Annotated in this window: 20 protein-coding genes and 1 tRNA gene; 11 read left to right on the top strand and 10 right to left on the bottom strand. The window is 63.2% G+C overall.

Translation table 11 applies throughout. The features are described 5' to 3' along the window. Positions 1–10 precede the first annotated feature (10 nt). The 5 genes from proB to LZ586_RS05345 all read left to right on the top strand — a co-directional run bounded on the left by proB (position 11) and on the right by LZ586_RS05345 (position 5,769). Complete coding sequence (gene proB / locus LZ586_RS05365; protein WP_235078638.1) at positions 11–1,114, top strand: glutamate 5-kinase; 1,104 nt, start codon at positions 11–13, stop codon at positions 1,112–1,114. A gap of 16 nt (positions 1,115–1,130) precedes the next feature. Next, on the top strand, positions 1,131–2,036 hold the full coding sequence (locus LZ586_RS05360) for an NAD-dependent epimerase/dehydratase family protein (protein ID WP_235078637.1): 906 nt from the start codon (positions 1,131–1,133) through the stop codon (positions 2,034–2,036). 205 nt (positions 2,037–2,241) lie between these two features. Beyond that, positions 2,242–2,484 (top strand): acyl carrier protein, encoded by a 243-nt coding sequence (locus tag LZ586_RS05355; RefSeq protein WP_235078636.1) that lies wholly within the window; start codon positions 2,242–2,244, stop codon positions 2,482–2,484. Positions 2,485–2,491: 7 nt separating this feature from the next. After that, the gene (gene spt / locus LZ586_RS05350; protein ID WP_413777317.1) at positions 2,492–3,754 is read left to right on the top strand and encodes a serine palmitoyltransferase; all 1,263 of its coding nucleotides are present in this window, start codon (positions 2,492–2,494) and stop codon (positions 3,752–3,754) included. Positions 3,755–3,804: 50 nt separating this feature from the next. Further along, a complete protein-coding gene (locus LZ586_RS05345; RefSeq protein ID WP_235078635.1) occupies positions 3,805–5,769 on the top strand; it encodes an ATP-binding protein in 1,965 nt (654 codons plus the stop codon). A 41-nt stretch (positions 5,770–5,810) separates the two neighbouring features. Here the strand turns inward: LZ586_RS05345 and LZ586_RS05340 are convergent, their stop codons facing one another. Beyond that, the gene (locus LZ586_RS05340) at positions 5,811–6,398 is read right to left on the bottom strand and encodes a TetR family transcriptional regulator (protein ID WP_235079735.1); all 588 of its coding nucleotides are present in this window, start codon (positions 6,396–6,398) and stop codon (positions 5,811–5,813) included. A gap of 52 nt (positions 6,399–6,450) precedes the next feature. Here LZ586_RS05340 and LZ586_RS05335 point away from each other — a divergent pair, with 52 nt between their 5' ends. After that, complete coding sequence (locus tag LZ586_RS05335) at positions 6,451–7,293, top strand: metal-dependent hydrolase (RefSeq protein WP_235078634.1); 843 nt, start codon at positions 6,451–6,453, stop codon at positions 7,291–7,293. Positions 7,294–7,338: 45 nt separating this feature from the next. Here LZ586_RS05335 and LZ586_RS05330 read toward each other — a convergent pair whose 3' ends face one another. Then, positions 7,339–8,202, bottom strand: a complete 864-nt coding sequence (locus LZ586_RS05330; RefSeq protein ID WP_235078633.1) for a GGDEF domain-containing protein — start codon at positions 8,200–8,202, stop codon at positions 7,339–7,341. 88 nt (positions 8,203–8,290) lie between these two features. On the opposite strand from LZ586_RS05330, the gene LZ586_RS05325 reads away from it, so the two are divergent. Further along, complete coding sequence (locus tag LZ586_RS05325) at positions 8,291–8,545, top strand: hypothetical protein (RefSeq protein WP_235078632.1); 255 nt, start codon at positions 8,291–8,293, stop codon at positions 8,543–8,545. Positions 8,546–8,547: 2 nt separating this feature from the next. Here the strand turns inward: LZ586_RS05325 and LZ586_RS05320 are convergent, their stop codons facing one another. Continuing rightward, positions 8,548–10,107 (bottom strand): hypothetical protein, encoded by a 1,560-nt coding sequence (locus tag LZ586_RS05320; RefSeq protein WP_235078631.1) that lies wholly within the window; start codon positions 10,105–10,107, stop codon positions 8,548–8,550. Positions 10,108–10,159: 52 nt separating this feature from the next. Beyond that, positions 10,160–11,107, bottom strand: coding sequence for a protein kinase domain-containing protein (locus tag LZ586_RS05315; RefSeq protein ID WP_235078630.1), 948 nt, complete (start codon positions 11,105–11,107; stop codon positions 10,160–10,162). A gap of 803 nt (positions 11,108–11,910) precedes the next feature. Here LZ586_RS05315 and LZ586_RS05310 point away from each other — a divergent pair. Then, the gene (locus LZ586_RS05310; RefSeq protein WP_235078629.1) at positions 11,911–12,912 is read left to right on the top strand and encodes a sensor histidine kinase; all 1,002 of its coding nucleotides are present in this window, start codon (positions 11,911–11,913) and stop codon (positions 12,910–12,912) included. A 39-nt stretch (positions 12,913–12,951) separates the two neighbouring features. Here the strand turns inward: LZ586_RS05310 and LZ586_RS05305 are convergent, their stop codons facing one another. The 4 genes from LZ586_RS05305 to hspQ form a co-directional block, all read right to left on the bottom strand. Next, positions 12,952–13,512 carry a GNAT family N-acetyltransferase gene (locus LZ586_RS05305; RefSeq protein ID WP_235078628.1) on the bottom strand — a complete coding sequence of 187 codons (561 nt, stop codon included), beginning with the start codon at positions 13,510–13,512 and terminating at the stop codon, positions 12,952–12,954. 178 nt (positions 13,513–13,690) lie between these two features. After that, positions 13,691–13,960, bottom strand: coding sequence for a 50S ribosomal protein L27 (gene rpmA / locus LZ586_RS05300; protein ID WP_235078627.1), 270 nt, complete (start codon positions 13,958–13,960; stop codon positions 13,691–13,693). Positions 13,961–13,984: 24 nt separating this feature from the next. Next, a complete protein-coding gene (gene rplU, locus LZ586_RS05295; RefSeq protein WP_235078626.1) occupies positions 13,985–14,281 on the bottom strand; it encodes a 50S ribosomal protein L21 in 297 nt (98 codons plus the stop codon). A gap of 127 nt (positions 14,282–14,408) precedes the next feature. Next, positions 14,409–14,789, bottom strand: coding sequence for a heat shock protein HspQ (hspQ, locus tag LZ586_RS05290; RefSeq protein WP_413777316.1), 381 nt, complete (start codon positions 14,787–14,789; stop codon positions 14,409–14,411). Between the two features lie 132 nt (positions 14,790–14,921). On the opposite strand from hspQ, the gene LZ586_RS05285 reads away from it, so the two are divergent. Continuing rightward, positions 14,922–15,011 (top strand) — tRNA-Ser (locus tag LZ586_RS05285). A 290-nt stretch (positions 15,012–15,301) separates the two neighbouring features. On the opposite strand, the gene LZ586_RS05280 is transcribed toward LZ586_RS05285, so the two are convergent. Further along, positions 15,302–15,661 (bottom strand): hypothetical protein, encoded by a 360-nt coding sequence (locus LZ586_RS05280; RefSeq protein WP_235078625.1) that lies wholly within the window; start codon positions 15,659–15,661, stop codon positions 15,302–15,304. On the opposite strand from LZ586_RS05280, the gene LZ586_RS05275 reads away from it, so the two are divergent. Beyond that, complete coding sequence (locus tag LZ586_RS05275) at positions 15,660–16,277, top strand: hypothetical protein (protein ID WP_235078624.1); 618 nt, start codon at positions 15,660–15,662, stop codon at positions 16,275–16,277. The genes LZ586_RS05280 and LZ586_RS05275 overlap by 2 nt on opposite strands. A gap of 556 nt (positions 16,278–16,833) precedes the next feature. On the opposite strand, the gene LZ586_RS05270 is transcribed toward LZ586_RS05275, so the two are convergent. Next, complete coding sequence (locus LZ586_RS05270; RefSeq protein ID WP_235078623.1) at positions 16,834–17,238, bottom strand: winged helix-turn-helix transcriptional regulator; 405 nt, start codon at positions 17,236–17,238, stop codon at positions 16,834–16,836. Positions 17,239–17,321: 83 nt separating this feature from the next. Between LZ586_RS05270 and LZ586_RS05265 the strand changes: the two genes are divergently transcribed. After that, on the top strand, positions 17,322–18,056 hold the full coding sequence (locus tag LZ586_RS05265; protein WP_235078622.1) for an SDR family NAD(P)-dependent oxidoreductase: 735 nt from the start codon (positions 17,322–17,324) through the stop codon (positions 18,054–18,056). Positions 18,057–18,059: the final 3 nt, after the last annotated feature.

The raw sequence follows: 18,059 nt of genomic DNA, 5'->3' as shown, positions 1-18,059 counted from the left end.
AGCCCGCGGCATGCCGGTCTTTCCGCCCGCCTCCTGCCCGCGCCTGATCGTGAAGATCGGCTCGGCGTTGCTCGTCGATGCTGACGGCCAGGTACGCCGCGCCTGGCTGGAGGAGATCGCCGCCGCCATCGCCGACCGGGCCGCGCAGGGGCAGCAGGTCGCGATCGTGTCGTCGGGCGCAATCGCGCTGGGCGCGCGCCGGCTCAATCTGCCCAAGGGCGGCCGGGCCAGCCTGGAGGACGCCCAGGCCGCCGCCGCGACGGGCCAGATTGCGCTCAGCCAGACCTGGGCCGAGGTGTTGGGCGCGCAGCACCTTACCGCCGCGCAGATCCTGGTGACGCTTGGGGATTTGGAGGATCGCCGCCGCTATCTGAACGCGGCCGCCACGCTCGACCGGCTGCTCAACCTCGGCGTGGTGCCGATCCTCAACGAGAATGACAGCGTCGCGACCGAGGAGATCCGCTTCGGCGACAATGACCGGCTCGCCGCCCGCGTCGCGCAGGCAGCCGGGGCGCAGGGTGTCGTGCTGTTGTCCGACGTCGACGGTCTGTACGACCGCAACCCTGCCCAGCCCGGCGCGCAGCATATACCCAGGGTTGAACGGATCGACGCGGGGATCGAGGCAATGGCCGATGCCGGTTCGGCCTCGGGCATGGGTTCGGGCGGGATGGTGTCGAAGATCGCCGCCGCCCGCATCGCCAACGCCGCCGGCGCACACCTCGCCATCGCGTCGGGACGTGCGCCGCGCGCCCTGTCTGGCGAGGCACGGCATACGCTGTTCGTCGCCGAACGCGCAGCGCCGGCGCGCAAGGCCTGGCTTGCCGGCGGGCTCACCACGCGCGGCACGCTCCACGTCGACGCTGGCGCGGCCCAGGCGCTGGGGCAGGGGCGCAGCCTGCTCGCTGCCGGCGTAACCCGGGTCGAAGGCAGCTTCGCACGCGGCGACCTGATCGTCGTGGCGGCTGACGGACGGCCAATCGCGCGCGGCTTGTCCGAATATGCCAGCGACGAGGCGGACCGCATCCGCGGCCGCCGCAATGAGGAGCAGGCCGAATTGCTTGGATACGCGCCCCGCTCCGCGCTGGTCCACCGCAACCACATGGCGCTGCTGTGATCCAGAGGACAAAACCTTGAGCACCATTGCTGTCACGGGAGGCACTGGCTTTGTCGGCTCGCACCTGATCGAACTTGCGCTGGCCGCCGGGCATCAGGTCCGTGCGCTCGCGCGCCGCGACCAGGCGGAGAGGCAGGGCGTCACGTGGATCCGCGGCGATCTTGCCGCGCGCGAGGCGATGATCACTCTCTGCGCGGGCGCCGAGGCGGTGATCCACGTGGCGGGCGTGGTGAACGCGCCCGATCGCGCTGGCTTCGCAGCGGGCAACATCGACGGCACCCGCAACATGCTTCGCGCGGCAGCGGATGCCGGCGTGCGGCGCTTCGTCCATGTATCGTCGCTGGCCGCGCGCGAGCCAAGGCTCTCCGCCTATGGCTGGTCTAAGGCGGAAGGAGACGCGCTGGTCCAGGCTTCCGGCCTCGACTGGACCATCGTCCGCCCGCCGGCGATTTACGGCCCTGGCGACCTGGAGATGCTGGAATTGTTCAAGCTGGCGAAGCACGGTTTGGCGTTGCTGCCCCCTGGGGGCCGGCTGTCGGTGATCGAAGTGGGCGACCTTGGCCGCTTGCTGCTTGCGCTCGCGGCCACATCCAATTGTCCGCACATCCTCGACCCCGATGACGGGCGCGAACACGGATGGAGCCACCGTGAGTTCGCGCTCGCGATCGGCGCCGCCACCGGCAGGCGCATCGCTGCCTTTGCCCTGCCGCGGCTGGTGCTGAAAGCAGGCGCGCATGTCGATCGGCTGGTGCGGGGCAAGAACGCCAAGCTCACGCCCGACCGAGTCGATTATTTCTGCCACGCGGACTGGGTAAGCGACCCGGCCCGGCGCCCACCCGCCAATCTCTGGCTTCCCGGCATCGACACGCCGGCCGGGCTGGCCGCCACTGCCGCGTGGTATCGCGGGCAGGGGCTGCTCTAGGGCTTGCAATAGAAGATTTCAGCGGCTTCACTGGCGCGGCGGTAGCAGTGCCGGAGGTTCTCACCGGACACCAAGACTGGGAAAAACGCGTTTGGCCTGAACGTTTCTAAACTTTCGCGGCCGTCCTCGGCGTCCGCCTCTTCAACGCCGCGCGCCCGCCGCATTCGCTTGGCACGCGCCGGTCATAGCTTTAAGGACCCGCCGCATGACCGACCGTGCAGAAATCTTCGAAACCGTCACCGCCCAAATCGAGCCGTTCAACAAGAAGGGCGTGGCGCTGAGCGATGGCACCAGTTTCGCCGGCGACCTCGAATGGGACAGCCTCACCGTCATGGATTTCGTGGCGGCCATCGAGGACGAATTCGACATCATCATCACGATGAACATGCAGGCTGAGATCGAGAATGTCGGCCAATTGGTCGACGCAGTCCAGAAGCTGAAGGGCTGACCACGCCGTGACCGACGCGATCGATACGCCCGAGAAGCTGCCCGAGAACCCGGCCCAGGTCGCTCCCGAGCGCGACCTGATGAGCAAGTTCGACGGGCTCATCGCCGAGCGCGAGGCGCTGCTGGACAGCGGCGTGACCGATCCCTTCGCAATCGTGATGGAGCAGGTGACGTCGCCGACGCAGGCGGTGATCAAGGGCAGGGACACGATCCTGCTCGGTACCTACAATTACATGGGCATGACGTTTGATCCGGACGTGATCGCCGCCGGGCACAGCGCGCTCGACGCGTTCGGCTCGGGCACCAACGGCAGCCGCATGCTCAACGGCACCTTCCAGGATCATATGGAAGTCGAGCAGGCGTTGCGCGACTTCTACGGCGTTTCGGGCGCGATCGTGTTCTCGACCGGCTACATGGCCAATCTCGGCATGATCTCGACGCTGGCCGGCAAGGGCGAGTACGTCATCCTCGACGCCGACAGCCACGCCTCGATCTATGACGGCTGCAAGCAGGGCAATGCCGAGATCGTCCGGTTTCGCCATAACGACGTGAACGACCTCGACAAACGCCTCGGCCGTCTGCCCGCGGAAGCCGGTAAGCTGGTGGTGCTGGAAGGCGTCTATTCGATGCTGGGCGACATCGCGCCGCTCAAGGAGATGGTCGCCGTCGCCAAGAAGCATGGCTGCATGGTGCTAGTCGACGAGGCGCATTCAATGGGCTTCTTCGGTCCCAATGGCCGCGGCGTGTATGAGGATCAGGGCCTCGATGATCAGGTCGACTTCGTGGTCGGCACCTTTTCCAAATCCGTAGGTACTGTCGGCGGCTTCTGCATTTCGAGCCACCCGAAGTTCGAGGCGATCCGCCTGGCCTGCCGCCCGTATATCTTCACTGCCTCCCTCCCGCCGTCAGTGGTCGCGACCGCGGCGGCCTCGATCCGCAAGCTGATGACCGCGCATGACAAGCGCGCCCGGCTCTGGGACAATGCGCGGCGAGTGCATGGCGGGCTCAAGGAAATGGGCTTTCGCCTCGGCACCGAGGCACCGGAAAGCGCCATCGTTGCAGTGATCCTGGAAGATCAGGAGCAGGCGGTGGTGATGTGGCAGGCACTGCTCGACAACGGCTTGTACGTGAACATGGCTCGCCCCCCGGCGACGCCTGCCGGTACGTTCCTGCTGCGCTGTTCGCTATGCGCGGAGCACACCCCCGAGCAGATCGAGCGCGTGCTTGGCATGTTCCGAGCCGCAGGGCAGTCGGTCGGTGTGATCGGCTAAGGGGCGCGCCTAAGCTTTTCACATACGCCGGGCTCGCCTAAGCTGATGCCATGACGGATGCCGTGATGGCCACCGATACCGAGCAGAGGCTCCGGGACACCAACTGGCGGCTCAAGCTGCTGGGTGCCCTTGCGCTGTTGGGGATTGTCGTGCTCGGCGCGCTGATCTTTCTGCAGTACCGGACGGAGGCGCAGCGCGACGAGGCCATCCGCCTGCAGCAGCACACCTTCGAAGTGATCGTCCGGACCAACCAGCTGTCCGGCGGCATATCCGCAGCCGAGGCTGCGCTGGGCCGTTATGTGGTGAGCGCGGATAAGGCGCTTGGGCAGCAATATGTCGATCAATGGGGGCGTGCCGGCGAGCAATTGCTGCGTCTCCGCCAGCTCACCGGCGACAATCCCGATCAGCAGGCGCGGATCCGCGCGTTGCAGCAAGCCTTCGCCGCGCGCGGCCAGGAACTGAACGACACCGCCCTCTACTCGACCTTCAAGCGCCACAACGACGCTTGGGGCAGTTATTACCGCGTGCGGCAGAGCCCGGCGCGTACCCGGCTGGAATCGCTGCTGGCGCAAGTGGTCGATTCTGAACGCATCCTTTTGCGCGACCGTACCGCGGCAGCGGATGATCTGCTGCAGAGCGCGACCTATGCCTCGCGTATCCTGACGGCCTTTGGCGTTTTGATCGTGCTGGGCGCCATCCTGCTGGGCTGGCTCGCGATCGAGGCGCAAGGCGACAAGGTGGCTGCCGACGCGGAAGCGCATGCCGAGCGCGAGCGTGCCGTCGAGTTGGAGGACGCCGTCGCGGCAGCAACCGAACAGTTGCGTCAGGAAGCACGTGAGCGTGAGCAGGCCGAAGCCCAGCTTCGCCAGATCCAGAAGATGGAAGCGGTCGGACAATTGACCGGCGGCATCGCGCACGACTTCAACAACATGCTGGCCGTCGTCCTGGGCGGGCTGGAGATGGCGAAGCGCCAGTTGCACGGGTCCGCGCCCGAAGCGCGGCGGCACATCGAAAACGCCATGGACGGCGCGAGCCGAGCCGCAGCGCTGACGCGTCGTTTGCTGGCGTTTTCTCGCTCGGAGCCGCTGCTGCCCGAGGCAGTGGAAGCCGGCGCGCTGATCGCCGGCATGTCCGACCTGCTGGACCGCACGCTTGGCGATACGATCGCAGTGGAGACGCGGGACCTGAGCGACGGCTGGCGGGTGTTCGTCGACAAGCACCAGCTTGAAAATGCCGTCCTCAACCTAGCGGTGAATGCCCGCGACGCGATGAACGGCCGCGGGCGGCTGACCATCATCACCGGCAAGGCGGATCACGCGGTCGGGACGAGCGGCGAGCGGGTGGCGGGAGAGTTCGTCACGCTGACGGTGCAGGACAGCGGCTGCGGCATGGCGGCGGACGTGATGGAGCGGGTGTTCGAGCCATTCTTCACCACCAAGCCGGTCGGCAAGGGCACTGGCCTGGGCCTGAGCCAGATCTTCGGCTTCGTGCGGCAGTCCGGGGGTGAGATCACGCTCGTCTCGCAGGAAGGGCAGGGCACGACGGTCACGCTCTCCCTGCCGCGGCACTTCGGGGCGGTGGCGGCAGCGGTCGAGGTAGCGGTGGCGCAGGTGGCGAATGCCGAGCGGGCTTATGACATCCTGGTGGTGGAAGACGATCCGCGTGTGTTGAACGCCACCGTGGGCGCGCTGGAGGAGCTGGGGCACCGCGTGACCGCGTGTCAGGATCCGCTGCAGGCGCCGGGGGCGGTGGACGGAATGGCGGGGCTGGACCTGATTTTGTCCGACGTGCTGATGCCGACGCAGACCGGGCCGGAGATGGTGGCGGCGCTGGGCGAGCGGATCAGGGGGGTGGCGGTGCTGTTCGTCACCGGGTTTGCCGGAGAGGTGGATGCAGAGATATTCGCAGGGCGTTCGGTGCTGAGAAAACCGTTCACGATGGCGGGTTTAGCACGCGCCGTGGACGAGGCGGTGGAGCTGGAGGCGGGGCGGGGGGACCGGGTGGCGGCGGAGTAGGGTGAGCTTCTGGTTGACGGTGGAGAGGTCCCCGGCCGAAATCAGATTTTCCTTTGCATCGAATAGGTTAGGCGTCGCGTTGCCATTTGACGCGCGGTGTCGCGGCTCAAGCCAAGGGCGCGCGCCATCGCAGAACCGAGCAAAGCGTCGCCCAATGCCATCAAAACGAGCTGCAAAGTCTCTTCATGCAGCGAAATCGCGGCCAAATCCTGCCCTTCGGCGATGTGATCGACCAGATTGTGGATCGCCTCGAGGATCGGATCGAGCGCGTCCTGGTTGCCGTTCAAGATCATCCAGCTGGCCAGCGCCCCGGCCCCCTCGGTATCGAAGGCGTCGAAGGTGAGGTCGACCACCTCGCGCGGATCATGCGTTTCCGCCCGCGCGCGCACCACCGCCGCGCCGATCTTGGCCGTCACCCGCTCCGCAATGCACGCCGCCAGCGCCTTTTGCAGCCCCGCCGCCGACCCGAAATGGTGGAGCAGATTGGCATGCGTCCGCCCGATCGCGGCGGACACCGCCTTGAGCGTCACCGCCTGCGGGCCGGACGCCAGCAACAGCGCGCGGGCAGCCTCAAGCGCGGCGTCGCGCGATTCTTCGGGAGAAAGCCGCCGGCGCGGTGTTATTGACATCGATGTAAGTAGGGCTATCTTTGTGTTTCCCGATTGTCTCTGGAGGAAAGCCATGGCGAAAGCAAAGACTCCCGCCGACCTGGCGATCACGCCACGCGACCGGCGCTTCGGCCGCGGCGTGGAGCGTGCGCGCTGGTGGCTGAACGGCGACCCCGTCGCCACCGCGTTCTACAACGCGCTGTCGGTCACCTTCCCCAAGGGCGAGGGCTTCTTCATCGACAGCGTGCGGAAGTTCCGCGCGGGCACCCCGCCGCGGCTGGAGGCCGAGATCAACGCCTTCATCAAGCAGGAAGTGATCCACACCCGCGAGCATGTGGCGTTCAACCGCCATGTCACCGACCAGGGCTATGACATCCGCCCGCTGGAGGCCGATGTCGACGCGCAGCTGGCGCTGACCAAGGACCGCCCGCCGATCGGCAGCCTGGCCGCGACCCTGTGCCTGGAGCATTTCACGGCGATCCTGGCGCACGCGCTGCTCGCCGACCCGCGCCACCTGGAAGGCGCCGAGCCCGAGGCGGCGGCGATGTGGCGCTGGCACGCGATCGAGGAGATCGAGCATAAGGGCGTGGCGTTCGACACCTGGATGCACGCCACCAAGGACTGGAGCCGATGGCAGCGCTGGCGGATCAAGTCGTTCGTGATGCTGATCACCACCTGGCGCTTCTTCGACGGCCGCCGCCGTGGCATCCTGGAGCTGTTGCGCCAGGACGGGCTCACCGGCCCGCGGATATGGGCGAAGCTGGCCTGGTACGCGTTCGGCAATCCGGGGCTGGCGCGCAAGGTTGCGGGCCAATGGTTCGCCTTCTTCCTGCCGGGCTTCCACCCGTGGAATCATGACGACCGGGCACTGATCAACAAGGCCGATAGCGACTATGCGGCTGCCGTGATGGCGTGAGGGACGGGTGCCGCCGCTCCGGTCGGGCGGCGGCACACGGGCCGGTCAGGCGCCGGACGGCCGCTCCGTGGCGCTGACGATCTGGTTGCGGCCGTATTGCTTGGCGGCATAGAGCGCCCGGTCGGCGCGCGACAGTGCCTCTTCCAGCGTTTCCGCGCCGAGCTGGGCAGTGCCCGCCGAAAAGGTCACCGGGCCGGTGTCCAGCATCGCCAGCGGCGAACTCACCATTGCGCGCGACACGCGCTCCAGCACGGCCGTCGCCTGCGCCTCGACCGTGCCGGGGAAGAAGATGGCGAATTCCTCGCCGCCCCAGCGGGCGAGAAGGTCCTGCTTGCGGGTCTCGGCGGAAATGCGGGCGGCGAAATCGCGCAGCACCCGGTCCCCGGCAGCGTGGCCGAGCGCATCGTTGACCTGCTTGAAATAGTCGAGGTCGAGCAGCGCGAGCGTCCCTTCGCTCCCGACGTGATCCTCCATGCGGGCCAGCAGGCCGCGCCGGTTATAGGTGCCGGTGAGCACGTCGCGATGCGCCGCGGCGTCCAGCGTGATGGTGCGCCGTTCGGTGGCATAAGCGGCGCGGTTGATGCCGGCGAGCAGTTCGGCGCCGATGTCCCGGTTGCGGACGCTGGGGAGCGTGGGCATTCGGCCCTGTTCGAGATCCGCCAGCGCCTGCGCCGCGCTGCGCACCGGCGCCAGCAAGGCCCAGATGCCGCCGATCGCGAGCACCGCCCCGACCACCGTCGCGCCGGTGAGCAGCAGGGTTTCCCAGAGCTGGAACCGGCCGGCGAGCGCGTGGAGGAGGATGAAGGACAGCAACGGGATGTGCGTGGCGAGGAAGCACAAGGCGAACAGGCGCAGATGCAGGCTCTTGGGAAAAATGACTGCGCTTGCTTCGTAAATCCGCATCGACATGGCGGAACGCCTCTCCCTTGCTCGGCCGATGTCCTGCACATCGCGCGCGTGGAGAGCGGCTGTAAGCGGGAGGTGGTGGGAGGGCTAGATGGTATGGCGGTTGGTTGGGGCTTGGGGATTGGTCGGCAGTGGTGGGCATATTGGCGGTGCTGCGCCAGGACCGGCTGACGGCTGGCGGGTATGGGCGAAGCTGGCCTGGTACGCGTTCGGCAACCCGGGGCTGGCGTCGGAAGGTTGGGGGGATTGGTTCGCGTTCTTCCTGCAGGGCTTTTACCCGTGGAGCCATGACGATCGGGCGTTGATCAACAAGGCCGATAGTGAGTATGCGGCTGCTGTTGCGTGAGGCTAGATATCTTCAACTAATCTCGGAAGCTCTATCAACAGGATGTCAGGTCGTCCTGAGCTTTTTACATCTGCTCGAGGATTTTCGTAGGAGCGCGCCACAAGTTCTTTTACACGGTCCCATAATCGGGCGCATTGTTGCTGATCAACAGCATCGAGGCGCTGAAGAGCCTTATCGAGATGCGCAATTGCGGATGATAGCAGCTTCGGATCAGGTCTAGCAAATCTCGCTTCTCCCAGTATGTAGAATGTTGCGGCAGTGAATGTAAGATCATGTCTTTTTGAGACGCGGGAAAATCTAATTGCATCCATGTAGTGTCTTCCCGCCTCATCTACATGACCGGTTGTAAATGATAGCAAGCCAGCGCCTGCGCTGGCGAAAGCTTTCTCGGCGGTGCTGGTTGTAAGCTTAGAGAGTGCGTCTACGGCCGCTTGTGCCTTTCCGATTTCCTTGGTCTCGTTGTAGACCAAAAGCGCAGCGTTGACTGCGCCCCAGTCCGTGGCATGGCGAGCCATAATCACGTCTGCGTATCGCAACGCGCGAGCTGGCGCGTCTGTATAGATCGAGGCGCAGTTGCAGATGAACGCTAAAGGGTGAGCTTGGAACGGCTGGTCCGATGCCCACTGATAAGCCGAACGCAAGGCCGCCTCGTACTGACGAGCATCGCGTAGAAGATTTGCCCTTGCCTCGAACGCGTCGTCTTGTATTTCTAGATTAGGGAACCGGTAAGTGAGTGTTCGGTTGCTTTTATCACTTACCCAGACGGCTTGAGCGACCGCATTTTCTGTTGGGCTTGCTAGACCAGCCTTCACAAGCTTAAACACAGCGCGCTCAGTGACGCCATTTCTCTGTTCAAGTGTGGCGAGCGCGAGCGCAGCCTCGCTCTGTGTTTTTGGAACAGAGGCCAAGCCTTTCAGTCGCTTCTTAAGCGGCATTGCTGCCCGACTGCCTCTCCCGCTCAACTCAGCAGCAGCCACCTCTGCCGATTGAATGAGTGGATCAAACTTCAGAGCATCAGATCTCCAGAGGTAGGGTAGTGATGATCGCAAATCGCCGACGATATCATGGAACTGGACCAACGCACGAAGGACCAATCTATTTTGGGGAGATAGGAAGTACGCTCGCATCAACCAGTGGTGCGCCTGTTCATACTGTCCTAAAATTGAATAAAGTCGAGAAAGGTCCAGAGTGAGTATGGCGTTCCTAGGGTATTGTAGCAGACGACTCTTATATAACCGTATGCTGTGGCGGATGTATGACTCATCCTGCTCCAAAGCGGCCAAGTTGCGGCGAACATCCGTGAGGTCCGGGGTTGGAGCGATTTCCCTTTTAACAATGTCTATAACTCGTTCTTCTACGAGGCTTTCGTCGGCTAAGAGGCGAAGCCCACCCTCCCAGACGAGAGATTTATCGCCTAAAGCCAATCCTGTTGAGAAAATGTCCGCTGCGGCGGAAGCGGTAGCTTCTGACCGCCATCTTTCAAGGTCGACGACATATACATCTGGGTCAGCAGCGGCTGCAGTCGGGAGAACCCGCGCGGGAGAAAGTTCCCACGGCGCCATTGCACGAAGAGGGCGCCAACGTGGGATTACATTTCGGGATTCGCTAGACGGCTTAACCTGCATTTTTGCTCTTGCTGATGATGACCTTAGTGCGAGCAAGGTCCAAACGCGTGATATATCGAGCTAAGTCGTACTGATTAGGCTTTCCGATAAAGCGCCTGTCACCTCGCTCGCGCCATTTTGGTTCGCAGAGTTCCGCAATCAACGACACGACGAAATTGAATTCCTCGATCGCCATCTCGTCCCATGACTCGTCAGCGATAGCACGCGCCTCTTGCAAAAGATCGGCGAAGGCACTTTGCCAATACGGAAGTACAAGGGAAACGGTATCGCTCCAGCCGCCGCTTGAAGATAGCGGCCGATGTTCAGGTTTCAGCCTAGTAATAATCTCATCGGTCACGCTCGTGCCGGTAAGAAGGTAATGCGCTAGGCTGCCTAAATTGTAGAGGTCCCCTGCTCGGTAGAAGCCAAACCTGGCGTCAGCCCTTATCGCGCTGTCGAGAGCATATATTTGCTCAGGAGGCGCGAACCGTCGATCGCCAACGCATTGGCCGCCATCATGTGCTACACTCATCAGGGGAGTTGTGGCCCGACCTAGGTCAGCGATCTTCTGAGTTTCACCCGCGAAGACAAGCGCATTTGCGGGCTTGATATCGTTGTGGAAAACTTCCCCACGGTGCAGCTGTGATACTCCTACACAATACTCATGAAGCGCTGAAATAATCCATAGAAGATCAAATTCTGCTCGCTTAGAAACTCGCCTTCTAAGATCTCCTTCCGCAAGTTCGAAAACCAAAAAAAACAGAAAATCGGTTATACCTTCGTGGATTACGCTCTCATTTCCAAAATCTAGTGCTGTTACTACTCTATCCATTCTGTTTCCGAAGCAGTGTTCTAGAATGTCCCGCTCGAACTGATGTGCTTGTGTAGCTTTCAGAAGGTTTCCAACCATGTCACTTGGATCAGCGCCCAAGACTTTGCTGAGATCGGAAGCCTTCAAAAATGCCTCAGTCCCGCGAGCGTCACGACACCGGTAAGCGACGGAAAAGGCGCCCGGAGATTGTCCTTTGATAGACTCTACTTTTTCGTAGACGTGCCACTCACGTGGATTGCGACCTCGACCAGTGAGTGACCTTCCGACGAGTGAATCTGCAACCCCCAACTAAGCCCCCTCCAATTTAGCGCTTCGGTTCAAGTATCGCTCAGCTATTGCTGGTCGGATACCGCTCCTCTCCTCGTCTGGATCTCGAAGACTGAAGCGTTCGCACATCACTTCCAGAGAAGCTGTTGAATGTCGAGCTTTTCCCTCATTCTGTTATAGCGGCGCAACAAGCTCGGGCAGAAGGTTCGGGCGCTCATGCAGCACCTCCGCTTAACGCTGGAGTTTGGGCTGTGCCAATTGGAACAGCACGATCAGCGACGGAACAAGCGGTACTTCCGCCCCGCTCTACGAACTCCGGGCACCTCACCAGCGCCGCCGAGCTGGTCACGACCAGGGCGCAGCTGCGGTAGAGCGCCATGGTGGCGCTGCGCTGGGAGTTTGACCGCGGCGATGCGGCCGCTGAGATCGAGTACGGCCAGGCTGCTGTCTGACGCGAGAACGGTGTTGATCGCCGCGCCTGTGCTAGTGCCGGGACGGAAGGTCACCAGGTGCTGCCGGTTTCGAGGGGAACGCTGGCGGCGCAAAGGGCTCACCCGTCTGGCCCCGCGCCCCAAGGTTTCGTCAACGTCTCCCCGCATTTGCGCGGCCTTGCACAAGCCGGTATGGAATGCTCTATCTCCCCGAAACTCAAAGGACAGGGCATGCCGTCTGAAATGCCCCAGGCGCATGTCTGGGCGCCTGAACACCTCCAACTTGCAGTCACGGCGGCGGGCGTCGCTTTGTGGGCGTGGAACGTCGACGACGATGGGTTCACGATGGACGAACGCGGCTTCGCGCTGTGGGGGCTGCCGTGGCGCGACAAGGTGACGTTCGAGGAACTGTCCGCGAACATCCACCCGGCCGACCGCGACCGGGTGCGCGCGGCGTTCGCGGCGACGCGGGCGGTGCTGGGCAGCTATGAAACCGACTTCCGCATCCTGGTCGGCGAGGAAGTGCGCTGGGTCGCGGCGCGCGGGAAGGGCGAGGATGTCGGCATGGTCGGGCGGACGATGTTCGGGATCTTCCTGGACGTGACTGCGCGCAAGCATGCCGAGGAAGGCAATGAGCTGCTGGCCGGCGAGATGAGCCACCGGGTGAAGAACCTGTTGTCGATCGCGTCGGGGCTGACCGCGATCACCTCGCGATCGTCGGACAGCACGCAGGAGATGGCGCGCGAGCTGATCGAGCGGCTGAGCGCGCTCGGCAGGGCGCACGACCTGGTGCGGCCGCTGCCCAACGGGCAGGGCGGCGACGCGCTGCTGGGCGACCTGTTGTCGGTGCTGCTGGCGCCTTATGACGATCTGGGCGCGTTCAGCGGGCGGGTGCGGGTGGCGGTGGAGCGGCTGGGGGTCGGCGCGGGTGCCGCGACCAGCCTGGCGATGGTGATCCACGAGCTGGCGACCAACTCGATGAAATATGGCGCGCTGTCGGTGCCCACCGGCACGCTCGACGTGTCCAGCGTGGCCGATCCGGAGCAGGTGGTGCTGAGCTGGGTCGAGCGGGGTGGCCCGTCGGTGGAGGCGCCGGAGAAGCTGGCCGGTTTCGGCAGCGACCTGGTCCAGCGCAGCGTGCGCGGGCAGCTGGGCGGGCAGATCGAGCATGACTGGTCGTGCGACGGGCTGATCGTCACGCTGCGGCTGAGCCGGGCGCGGATCGCCATGTAGCGGGGTGGTGGGGCGGCGGTGGCGCCGGCCCCACGCCCGTCAGGCAGCCATGCGCGCTTCCGGGTCCGCGTCGCAGTCTCCGCCGGAGTCGCCGTCCAGGTCCAGCGCATAGCGGGCGCAGGGCGCCTCGCCGCCGCGCGCGGGCGCGTAGAGCTGGATGGTCTGGCCGAGGGGCTTGAAGCCGAGCTTGCGCAGCACCCTGCCCGAGGCGGGATTGTCGACGAAATGGCCCGACAGGACGCGGCGGATGCCGCGGGCGCGGGCGGCGCGCAGGGCGGCGCCGGCGGCTTCGGTGGCATAGCCGCGGCCCCAGGCGCTGGGGGTGAGCCAATAGCCGAGCTCGTGCGAATCGCCGATCCGCTGGACCGCGGCGGCCCCGATCAGGCGGACCTGCGCGCCGGCATGCTCGAAGACGAGGAATTTGGGGTCGAGGGGGTCGCGGAACTCGGCGACGAACTGCGCGGCGGCATCCTCGCCATAGGGCCAGGGCACGCGGCGCAGGTTGCGGCACACGGCTTCGTGGCCGATCGCGCGGGCGAGATCGGGGGCATCCTCCGGCCAGCCGGGCCGCAGCGTCAGTCTTTGCGTACGCACGAACATGACCAAACTCCTCGGTCCTGCGGAGCTCCAAAGCGCATCACTGTGACACGCCGTTTGCAGCCGCTTGTCGAGGGAGCATGAAAAAAGGGAGCCGGGGCGACCCGTCTCCCTTTATCAGCTGGTCCGTCTTGCTCGGACCCGGGTCACCCTGGTGGGCAACCCGGCTGGTTACCCGATGTTATTCGGCGGCTTCCGCAATCATATCCACCGAGCAGAATTTGCGGCCGAGACGGCCCTGCTTGAAGGATACGCGGCCGTCGGTAAGCGCGTACAAGGTGTGATCCTTGCCCATGCCGACATTGACGCCTGGATAGATCTTGGTGCCGCGCTGGCGCACGATGATGTTGCCCGCGACGACGGCTTCGCTGCCGAACTTCTTCACGCCGAGACGGCGGCCTGCAGAGTCGCGACCGTTGCGGGACGAGCCGCCTGCCTTTTTATGTGCCATTTGCTAAACTCCTCGTGCCTGCGCTCAGCCGATGGCCGTGATCTTCAGAATCGTGTGATTCTGACGATGGCCATTCTTGCGGCGATAATTGTGGCGACGACGCTTCTTGAAGACGATGACCTTCTCGGCCTTCGCCTGTGCGACGATCTCTGCGGAGACGGTCAGGCCGTCGACCGACTTGAAGTCGCCACCTTCGCCCGCGAGGAGGATATCCCCGAGCGTGATGGTCGAGCCGGCTTCGCCATCGAGCTTCTCGACGACGATCTTGTCTCCTGCGGCAACGCGATACTGCTTGCCGCCCGTGCGCACGATAGCGAACATCGGGTCTCTTCTCTAAATCAAATGCATGTGCCCGCCATGGCAAAGCCCGGCAGGAGGAACGGCGCAGCTAAGGGATCGCCCTTGCGAAGTCAACCGGGCAGGGGCAGTTTTTGGCCCCGGCGTGCCGTTAATGGCGGTGTTCGGGCTTCAGCGTGTAGCGCCCGCCGGCGCGGCCGTCGAACAGCCCGGCGATGGCGGGATGATCGACCGGCTCGTCGCTGTCGTCGACCACCAGGTTCTGCTGGCTGACATACGCGATGTAGCTCGAGTCGGCATTCTCGGCGAGCAGATGGTAGAAAGGCTGGTCCTTGGCCGGGCGGACATCCTCGGGGATCGAATCGTACCACTCGTCGGAATTGGCGAAGACCGGATCGACGTCGAAGATCACGCCGCGGAAATCGAACAGGCGGTGCCGCACCACGTCGCCGATCGCGAACCGCGCCGAGGAGACGGGAGGCATGGGCACCAGAGCTTCAAGGGGGGACGACAGAACGGGGGTACGCGGCATATCGTCCAATCTAATGCGCGGCGATCTTTGTACAAGGACCCGCTTGCGGACCCCGAAGCCTTGCGCTAGAGGCCGCCGCTCAATTCGACCGGTGCCGCGGTCCCCCCGAGGGATCAACGCACCGCGCCTTGCGGAGAGGTGCCGGAGTGGTCGATCGGGGCGGTCTCGAAAACCGTTGAGCCCGCAAGGGTTCCGAGGGTTCGAATCCCTCCCTCTCCGCCACTTCCTTTAGGGATTTTAGACTTAGCGATTTTGTAGCGGCACCGCGGTGCGTGATACACAGTCTGCCCGTAGGCGGGTATGCGGGTCTCGCTTGTTCCTCAGTTCGAAGGTGGAACTCCAACGGTCGCAGTTCGATGTTGCTGTGTTCCGTTCTCGCTCAATTCCCGGCGTCCTATAACTGGCTCCGTCCCGCTGCTGGTAGCTGTAGGTGTTTCTATGCGCCCTGAGTCGGCGCGACCGACGGACTGACACTAATCTGGATCCCCAAGTGGGATTTCAGACGCAGGCGGCTAAAAAGTCCCAACCTTGACATCCTGTTCTCCTTCTCGATGAGTTCCATCTTCGGAGTAAAGAGCAAAAAGCTGCACATATAAATGGCGACGCGCCGAGTCACGGCTCGAAGAGAAGCTCCACTCGGACGGAAGCGTTTGAGTAGAGAGGAAAATAAAGCAAAGTTGACTGTTAAGAACAAACTCAGCATCTTCGATCGGGACAAGATGGGAGGGGGCTATGAAATATTCAATTTGCGCTTCGGCCATTGCGGCGAGTCTGTTGGCCGGATGCGCGACCGTCACTGTTCCGGTGAACCGAAAAGTTCCTGTGAAGCAGGCTTGCGGGCCGTTGGCTGCACGTAAATGTGCACCCAGCATGGGCACCGCTCTCCCACTCACTCGACAATACAAGACAATCGAAACTGACGCCGCCGGCGAGCCTCGCCTCATGACCTATCTCGGTACAATGGTCGGTCACGACAATCGACGTGGTGAGCCGGGGGCAATTTGCGGCGGAGGTACAACATCGCCTTTCAAAGCCGAGGATAGGACGACTTCCACGTTCACGAACACAATCGAACTTGTTTACACACTAGAACAGACTATCGATGTGGGAATCAAAGCCGATTTAACGCAGGCTATGGTTGCGGCGGGAGTGCCGGTTCAAATCACGGATCGGCTTCAAACCGATCTTGACGCATCAATTTCACAGCTCAAGAAACAAGTGGTCAATGCTAAAGCGACTCTGGCAGAGTATCAGCTAAAGTCAGAGATCCTAACAGAGCTTGACGGCTCAGAGAATGATGGGCGGTTCGCAAAATGCCTTGCGGCTCTCCTGACCGGAAATTGGCGTCTATACCAAGCGGTGTCAGGATTTTATGTGTCCGATGGTCGGTTAGATTCTACCACGACGGATAATATAATCGTTAATTTGGTTGCCCGTGTGAAGTTGGCTGACCCGACCGTTGATGTCGCGAAGTCTCGGCGAATTTGAATTCTGTGGCCACTCAGCGAATTAAAACAGCTGTGAAGCCTTATTTTGTCGTAGTTGGAGTGTCGTTCTACAACAGTCCCCTTCATCCATCGATAAGCTGAATGTGCAGCCAGTTTCGAGCCCCATAACAAAGAGGCGGGATCGTCGTTTCGGCTGTTCTTGCGGGCCGCATACTAGCCAGGTTCATGCTTAGGCCAGCAAGCAACGCATCTGTGAGTGGAGCATGACGAAACAAATGCGCATTCTGTGGTAGGGCGTTACACGTGTCGGTTGCCCGCGCGGATAGATGCAACGCGGCCCTTCGGCTAACGGCCGAGTTCAAGCAAACGGCAGCACCTGAACCAGCCTGTTAGCTGCCGGTCCGCTTCTGCATCCCGGTTCGCCGCGGCAAACGGCGAGAAGTGGAGCGTGAACTGCCACTCCCGCCGCAGCGCAGCCGGCAACCGATTTCGTTCCAAGACGATCGACGGTGACGGTTCGGCAACGCCTGCTGCAGTGTTTCCGGTTGGCGCGCGCCGCGCCCCGCACCTGGCGTTCCGTTCGCCTGGCAGCGCCACTACACGTGGTTTTCGCGCACTCGGCTGTCGCGCTGATCGAAGATCTTCTGCATGTCCGCCATGTTCTCGGTCCCCCAGGAGCATAAGGGCTCGAGCGCCTGGGCAAGGCTTTGGCCGAGCTGGGTCAGCGTATAGTCGACCCGAGGCGGCACCTCCTTATAGTCGTTCCTGCGTAACACGCCGTCGGCTTCGAGTTCCTTCAACTGCTGGATCAGCACCTTGTCGCTGACGTCGCGCACGGCGCGCTTGAGCTCGCCATAGCGGGTCGGCCCACGCAGCAGGAAATACAGGATCAGCGGCTTCCACTTGCCCGAGATGATCTTGAGCGTCGCGTCGAGACCGCAAGTGAAACGAGGTGCGATGGAAGCGGGATCGGTGCCAGCGGTTTGGAGCGTTTCGGACATCAGGGGTACTTACCTAAAGGTGCATACTTGTCCGTTGGTAGGTAAAGGGCCAGCTGCATGCAACCAAGAATTGGAGGCATGTAATGAACCGACTGGAAGGCAAGACCGCGATCATCACCGGCGGCGGAACGGGTATCGGGCTGGCTTCGGCGAAGCGCTTCATCGAGGAAGGCGCGTTCGTCTACCTCTTTGGCCGCAGGCAGGAGAAACTGGCCGCCGCAGTGGCCACACTGGGTGGGAATGCCCGCGCGGTGGCGGGATCCGTCACCGATGCGGCCGACCTCGACCGGTTGTTCGACACGGTGAAGCAAGAGCGCGGGACGCTGGATATCCTGTTCGCCAATGCCGGAACCGGCGCGCTGGTGCCGCTCACCGAGATCACCCCCGAGCATTATGACGAAACCTTCGACATCAATGTGAAGGGCACGATCTTCACCGTGCAGAAGGGCCTGAAGCTGATGGGCGAGGGTGGTTCGGTCATCCTCACTGGATCGACCACCGGTGTGATGGGAACGCCCGCGTTCAGCATCTACAGCGCGTCGAAGGCCGCGGTTCGCAACCTGGCGCGCAGCTGGGCGCAGGACCTGCGCGGAACGGGTATTCGCGTCAACGTTTTGTCGCCTGGACCAACGCTGACCGAGCTGGCGGCCGAAGTGGTGGGTCGCGACGCGATGATCGAGATGGGAGCCACGACGCCGATCGGGCATGTCGGCGATCCGTCGGAAGTGGCGGCCGCCGCCGCGTTCCTCGCATCGTCGGACAGCAGCTTCATGACCGGCAGCGAGCTGTTCACCGACGGGGGTCTCGCCCAGATCTGATCA

This window comes from Sphingomonas sp. S2-65 (genome assembly GCF_021513175.1).
Lineage (GTDB): Bacteria > Pseudomonadota > Alphaproteobacteria > Sphingomonadales > Sphingomonadaceae > Sphingomonas.
This window is presented reverse-complemented; position numbering and strand designations above follow the sequence as displayed.